The sequence below is a fragment of the Mesorhizobium sp. M1E.F.Ca.ET.041.01.1.1 genome, assembly GCF_003997355.1.
Taxonomy (GTDB): domain Bacteria; phylum Pseudomonadota; class Alphaproteobacteria; order Rhizobiales; family Rhizobiaceae; genus Mesorhizobium.
Genome location: NZ_RZSL01000369.1, coordinates 1 through 6,207, shown reverse-complemented (window position 1 = coordinate 6,207; position 6,207 = coordinate 1). Strand labels below are relative to the sequence as shown.

Genomic DNA, 6,207 nt, shown 5'->3' with positions numbered 1-6,207 from the left:
ATACGCCGATCTTCGTCGTCGGCATGCCGCGCTCCGGCACGACGCTGGTCGAGCAGATCATCGCCAGCCATCCCCAAGTCTTTGGCGCGGGCGAGCTCAGCATCCTGAAGACGGCGGTCGGCAAGCAGTTTCCGATGAACATGCCTGGCGGCTTTCCCCGGGGGATAGCCGGCATGCCGGACAAGGCCTTCGCCGAGGCGGGCCAAGCCTATCTCGATATGCTGCACAGCCGCTATCCGGGCTTCCGGCATGTCACCGACAAGATGCCGGGCAACTTCCTTCTGGTCGGCTTCCTTCACATGATGCTGCCGAAGGCGAAGATCGTGCACTGCGCGCGCGACGCGGCCGCCACGTGCCTGTCGATCTTCAAGGTGCATTTCCGCGGCGACAGCCACCGCTACGGCTACGATCTCGGCGAGCTCGCCGATTTCTATAACCTCTATACGGACATCATGGCGCATTGGCACAAGGTGCTGCCGGGCGTCGTGCACGATGTGCGCTATGAGGATTTCGTCACCGACCAGGAGGGGCAGACAAGGGCGCTGATGGCGCATCTCGGCCTGCCCTGGGACGACAAGGTGCTGTCTTTCCACGAAACCGACCGCCCCGTGCGGACGGCGTCCGCCGCGCAGGTGCGCCAGCCGATGTATCAAGGCTCGGTCGATCTGTGGAAGCGCTATGGCGATAGGCTGAAGCCGCTGCTCGATAGGCTGAATTAGCACACTGTTCTCCGGTTGGCCGAAGCCCTCTCAGCTTCGTCATCCACGGGCGGAGCAGCCGCGGAGCGGCGTCGCGAAGACCCGAGGATCCATGCCGTGACCTTTGTCGAAAGGTGCGGCGGAGCAGAATTCTTCAACCGTTTCAACGCCTTAACGTCACGGCATGGATCCTAGGGTCTGCGCGCGTCGCTTCGCTCCTTGCTCCGCCCTAGGATGACGAAGTGATGGCAATGCGCCTACAATTCGATGAATGGCTGGAAGCCGCCGAAGATCATGCGCTTGCCGTCGAACGGCATTGACGACCAGTCCATCTTCAAGCGTTCATCGGCCATCACCTTGGCCATGACAGCGTCGCGGCTCTGCCTGGATTCATAGACCACCCAGGCGAAGATGACGACTTCGTCGTCCTTCGCCTGCACGGCGCGCGGAAACGAGGTCAGCTCGCCGTAAGGCACGTCGTCGCCGACGCATTCGACATAGGCAAGGGCGCCGTGCTCCATCCACACGGCGCCGCCATTCTCGGCCATCTTCTTGTACGCATCGAGATTTGCCTTCGGCACGGCGAGCACGAAGCCATCGACATAGGACATGGTGAGCTCCTTTGCTGGTGAGGATCTTCCTTCTCCCCTTGTGGGAGAAGGTGGCTTGTCGCGAAGCGGCAAGACGGATGAGGGGTGTTCCAGCTTGGCGCCACGTACCCTTCACCCGGATTGCCAGCCGATTTGTGAAGGACAAATCGGGGCAATCCGACCTCTCCCACAAGGGGAGAGGTAGACGTCCAGCTCATTTCACCGGGGCGTTCATCGCCCAGGCGACGCCGAAGGGATCCTTCACCTGGCCCCAGCGGTCGCCCCAGAACATCACCTGCAGCGGCGTGACGACCTCGCAGCCGGCGTCCACCGCGCGCTGCCACCAAGTGTCGATATCGTCGCTGCCGAGATGGAGCTGAAGCACGTAGCCCTGCGCATTCTGATGTGGATGGCCGTGCTCGGGATAGGCGTCGCCCAGCATCAGCGTCGAGCCGTTGACATAGAGGTGGATATGCATGGTGCGGCCCTGGTCGTCCGGCGGATAGGCGAAGACCTCCTCGGCCCCGAAAGCCTTCTTGTAGAACTCGGCCGCCTTGATGGCGCCGTCGACCTGCAGATAGGGGGTCAGTCCGCCGAGCACCTTGGCGCGGGGTGGGGTCTGGTCGGTCATTTCGCGTGTTCCTCTTCGAGGGTTGATTTGGCCTTGCGATCAAAAGACGGACGAGGCGACCGCAATCCTACACGGGCGGCGGAATTTTTTGAGGCCGGACCCGGGCAGGCCAGGCAACCGGCGAAGCCGGGTGATGCTCGCGCTGCTTGACGGGTCCTTTCAGATGACCTTGGTCGAGAAGGTGGCCGTGCGGCGGCTGTCGCGCGTGTCGAGAATTTCCGGAAAGCCGATGTCCTTGCGCAGTTCGGCCGGCAGCGAAAGCAGCATGCGCTCGCTGCGGTAGCGGGCGCGCGCCTCCGCATATTGGGTGGCGATGCGGCCGATGGATGACAGAATCGACATGATGAACTCTCCCTGGTTGATGCCGGCACCATCGCGTCGGCATCCCAAGGACGCAGCGGCGATCGGCGATCCGACAGATCGCCTGATTTTTTTCTTGCGCCCGAAAGGCCGGCCCGTAGCGAGCCGGCCTTGCGATGGTCTCAGCACCCCGTTTCGGCGACTGAGCGGAAGAACGCTTCCGGACTGTCGACTTCGGTCAGGCGCCGCTTCTCGATCAGCCAGAAACGGTTGCCGACGGCGCGGATGAAGGAGCGGTCGTGCGAGGCGAGCAAACAGCTCGCCTGATGCTTGAGCAGTTCCTCCTCCAGTGCTTCCTGGCCGTCGATGTCGAGGTGGTTGGTCGGCTCGTCGAGGAGATAGAAATTGGGGTTGATGAGCCTGAGCACCAGCATCATCAGCCTAGACCGCTGCCCGCCCGACAAAGCGGCGATCTTCTTCTCCTGCATCTCGATGGCGACGCCGGCGCCGGCAAGAAGCGAACGCGCGCGCTGCTCGCCGACCTCGAAGCGGCGTGAGACCATCGCCAGCGGCGTGTCGTCGCCGCCGATACCCGACAGCGCTTGGTCGCTGTAGCCGAGCACGGTCGACGGCGTCACCTTGATGTTCTGCGCGGTCCCAGGTTCGGCGATGGCGGCGCGGATCATCGCAATGAAACGCGACTTGCCGACGCCGTTGCGACCGAGCAGCACGATGCGATCGCACTGGCAGATATGGCGCTTGCCGGTCCTGAACAGCAGCGTGCCGTCGGGCGTTTCCACGGCAGCGTCGTCCAGCGTGATCAGTACCTTGGCGTGGGTGCCGCGGTTTGCCAGCCGGATGGCGCCGGCCGAACGCCCGCGATGTGCGGCCACGGCTGCATCCTCCAGCTTCTCGGCTCGTTGCTTGAGCTGCCTGGTTTTCACCGTGAGCAGATCGCTGCCCGAATTGATGCCGATATTGTTGAGCTTGGCGGCCTGCTTGCGTAACTGCTGGGCGACCTTCATGTCGCGCTCGAACCGGCGCGCCGTCGAGGCGTCGGCCTTGTCGAGCGCTTGCCTGGCGCGCGAATAGGGCAGCGCGAATACCGGCGATTCTTCCGGGCGCAGGAACAGGGTGCGGTTGGTGGTGGCATCGAGGAAGGCGCGATCGTGGCTGGCGATGATCGCCGGCACCTCGCGCGGCAGCGCGTTGAGCCAGGTTTCCAGCAGGCCGATCTTGACAAGGTCGAGGTGGTTGGTCGGCTCGTCAAGCAGGAGCACGTCCGGATCGGTAACCCAGACGCGGGCGATCAGCGCCAGCCGCTGCCAGCCGCCGCTCAAGGCGCGCATCGGCCGGCCGCGCATATCCTCGGGCACGTCGAGCGAATCCAGCACCACGTCAACGCGCCAGTGTTCGCTGTCGCGCTGTTCGGGCGGCAAGACATCGGCGACCACTTGATGGAAGCCACGGTCGAGCAGCGCCTCGGGGACGGATTGCTCGACATGGCCGACGCGCAGGCCGCGCGATCGGGTAATGTCGCCGGTCGTGGCGTCCAACTCACCGGCCAGGCATTTGAGAAGCGTGGATTTGCCGCGGCCGTTGGCGGCGACGATGCCGAGCCGATCGCCGGCGCCGATGGTGAGATCGAGATTGGAAAAGAGCGGCGCACTCATGGTGACGCCGAGGGATTTGAGGCTGATCAGGGCCATATCGATTTCTCTGGTCTTGCCGGAGCGCGGCTCAATGCACTTTGACGGTGCGCCGGCAGGCCATCAGGCCAAACTCAGCGGCACCACGAAGGGCAGACCAAAAAATCGAAGCGGGGAAAATTCCCGGACCGTCCTGGTCAGCCCTGCAAGCAAGCTCGCAGGGCACAGACAGGGCCGCGCTGACGGTGGTGATCGATAGACACGCAGCCCTCCTTTCCAGACGTTCGAGTATGGGCAGGGGTTACACCAAAGGCGTGGCCGATGGCAAGGGCGCAGCCTGGGGCAGCGATTTGGCCCGTCTCGGAAAAGGGTCGAGAACGAGCATGCAGCCGGCAATGATCGCGACCGCGCCAAAACCCTGGACGAGCGAGAGCGGCTCCTTGAGCAGCATCGTGCCGACCAGGACCGCGACCACCGTCACCGCGAATTCGACGCTGATCGTCCTGGTGGCGCCGATGCTCGCGACGAGACGGAAATAGACGACATAGGTCAGCGCGCTCATCACGCAGCTCAGGATGGCGAGATAGAGGAGATCGACGGCGCGCGGCATTGCCGGCACCGGTACGAAGAACAACAAGGGCAACGTCATCAGCCCGCCGAAAAGGAAAGCCGCGCTGGTGACTTCGAGCGAACCGGCCGAGCGGAGGTGGCGGCTCCCATAGTTGCTGCCGAAGGCCGCCGAAAACGAGCTGAACAGCGAAGCGGCGCAACCGATGAGGAAAGACGGCGTCACCGGGACTGCCGGGAAGCCGACCAGAAGCCCGATGCCGGCTGCACCGACCACCAGCCCCGACAGTCCGCGCAGCGTGATGCGCTCCAGGCCCCATAGCTGGCCGAGGATCATTGAAAAGAGCGGGATGGCGGCGACGAGGATGGCGGCCATTGCGGTGCCGATACGCGGCGTGGCGAAGGAAAGCCCGATCAGCTGGGCGGCGACCGTGGTGCCACCGACCGCCGCGAAGTGGCGCCAGCCGGCGCTGAAGTCGAGCCGCCGGCGCGTGGCCATCGCCAGCAGGAACAGCGCGCCGCCGGCGATCAAGGCACGCAACGTCACCGCGCCGATCCAGCCGAAGGCCTGAACCGTTTTCAACAGGACAAGAAAGGACAGCCCCCAGGTTAGGGCCAGGAAGACATAGGACGCGATGTCTCTGGGTTTCATGGTCGGCGGGGGCGGGATTGAAGAGCGAAGGCGGAACCGTCGCCTAGCGTTTGCGCGTGCGCATGGCAAGCGGAGGCTGATGGGCCAGCTTCCTTCCCGCCTAGTGGCGTAGCGATGTCGTTACTGCCCTGGGCGCCCCGTCTTGCTCGGCCGCCGTTTCTGACGGCGCTCGTCAGCCGGATCCTCGTAAGAACCGATGCCTGAGCGTTGGCGCACGATGGGCTTGTCGTCGCGCGCTTCGGTTCTGCCGGCATTCGCCTCCGGCGAGACCGGCCGTGGCTTGGCCGGCACTTTTCCTTCGACGGGTTTCTCCGTGCGGCGCACGGTCATCTCGTCGAGCGAGTTCTTTCGGAACAGAGGCTTGGTGCGGTCGCCGGGAATGCCGAAATCGGAGCCATGCGCTTCCTGCGCCGACTGTCTCTTGAACAGCGAGCGCGAGACGGCGCCGGCCGGCGTCGGCATGTCGGTGCCCGGACCCATATCGTCGATCGACGGCTTGGCGAAGAGCGGCTTCTTCACCGGCTCGGCGCCGTCTGCGCCCATCTTGTCGAGATGCGGCTTGCGGAACATGTTGGGGCGGGCCGCCCTGGCCGCTTCCTCGGCGGCGCGTGCTTCGTCGAGCCTGCGGAAGCGCTCCTGTTCCTCGGCCGTACGGTGCCTGGCCACGCCCTTGTTGTGCCTGCCCTTCTCGCGGCCAGAGGCGGGACTTTGGCTTTCCACCTCGCGCGCCAGCGGGTCGTCGGAGATCGCAAGCTCCATCTCGCGCAGCCGCTTGATCTCGTCGCGGACACGGGCGGCCTTCTCGAAGTCGAGATTGGCGGCGGCGTCGCGCATCTGCCTGTCGAGCGCCTCGAGATGGGTTTTCAGATTGTTGCCGATCATGGCCCCGGCATCGTCGGTGAACTGCGAGATGTCGGCGCGCACGTGATCCTTCTCGTAGACCGAGTCCAGGATGTCGGCGATGCGCGACTTGACCGATTCCGGCGTGATGCCGTTGGCCGCGTTCCACTCCATCTGCTTCTCGCGGCGGCGGTTGGTCTCCGCCATCGCCCGTTCCATCGAGCCGGTGATCTGGTCGGCGTAGAGAATGACCCTGCAGTCGACGTTGCGGGCGGCGCGG

Annotated in this window: 7 protein-coding genes; 1 reads left to right on the top strand and 6 read right to left on the bottom strand. The window is 64.6% G+C overall.

The window, feature by feature from the left end; all coding sequences use genetic code 11:
* The coding region (locus EOA38_RS24860) for a sulfotransferase (RefSeq protein WP_145966055.1) at positions 1 to 719 on the top strand (719 nt) is incomplete at its 5' end.
* A 236-nt stretch (positions 720 to 955) separates the two neighbouring features.
* On the opposite strand, the gene EOA38_RS24855 is transcribed toward EOA38_RS24860, so the two are convergent.
* The 6 genes from EOA38_RS24855 to EOA38_RS24830 all read right to left on the bottom strand — a co-directional run.
* Positions 956 to 1,309, bottom strand: a complete 354-nt coding sequence (locus tag EOA38_RS24855; protein WP_126092402.1) for a DUF1428 family protein — start codon at positions 1,307 to 1,309, stop codon at positions 956 to 958.
* A gap of 193 nt (positions 1,310 to 1,502) precedes the next feature.
* Positions 1,503 to 1,919 (bottom strand): glyoxalase/bleomycin resistance/extradiol dioxygenase family protein, encoded by a 417-nt coding sequence (locus EOA38_RS24850; protein WP_126092403.1) that lies wholly within the window; start codon positions 1,917 to 1,919, stop codon positions 1,503 to 1,505.
* 159 nt (positions 1,920 to 2,078) lie between these two features.
* Positions 2,079 to 2,261 (bottom strand): hypothetical protein, encoded by a 183-nt coding sequence (locus EOA38_RS24845; protein WP_126092404.1) that lies wholly within the window; start codon positions 2,259 to 2,261, stop codon positions 2,079 to 2,081.
* Between the two features lie 140 nt (positions 2,262 to 2,401).
* Complete coding sequence (locus EOA38_RS24840; RefSeq protein ID WP_126092405.1) at positions 2,402 to 3,928, bottom strand: ABC-F family ATP-binding cassette domain-containing protein; 1,527 nt, start codon at positions 3,926 to 3,928, stop codon at positions 2,402 to 2,404.
* A gap of 241 nt (positions 3,929 to 4,169) precedes the next feature.
* Positions 4,170 to 5,087, bottom strand: a complete 918-nt coding sequence (locus tag EOA38_RS24835) for a DMT family transporter (protein WP_127300464.1) — start codon at positions 5,085 to 5,087, stop codon at positions 4,170 to 4,172.
* 120 nt (positions 5,088 to 5,207) lie between these two features.
* Positions 5,208 to 6,207 (bottom strand): UvrB/UvrC motif-containing protein (locus tag EOA38_RS24830; RefSeq protein WP_189434861.1); only part of this gene is annotated, 1,000 nt, incomplete at its 5' end.

What these genes read in the sequence shown, in the direction of transcription:
- EOA38_RS24840 (WP_126092405.1), bottom strand. Translation starts at nt 3,928, where the DNA reads ATGGCCCTGATCAGCCTCAAATCCCTCGGCGTCACCATGAGTGCGCCG.
- EOA38_RS24845 (WP_126092404.1), bottom strand. Translation starts at nt 2,261, where the DNA reads ATGTCGATTCTGTCATCCATCGGCCGCATCGCCACCCAATATGCGGAG.
- EOA38_RS24850 (WP_126092403.1), bottom strand. Translation starts at nt 1,919, where the DNA reads ATGACCGACCAGACCCCACCCCGCGCCAAGGTGCTCGGCGGACTGACC.
- EOA38_RS24855 (WP_126092402.1), bottom strand. Translation starts at nt 1,309, where the DNA reads ATGTCCTATGTCGATGGCTTCGTGCTCGCCGTGCCGAAGGCAAATCTC.
- EOA38_RS24835 (WP_127300464.1), bottom strand. Translation starts at nt 5,087, where the DNA reads ATGAAACCCAGAGACATCGCGTCCTATGTCTTCCTGGCCCTAACCTGG.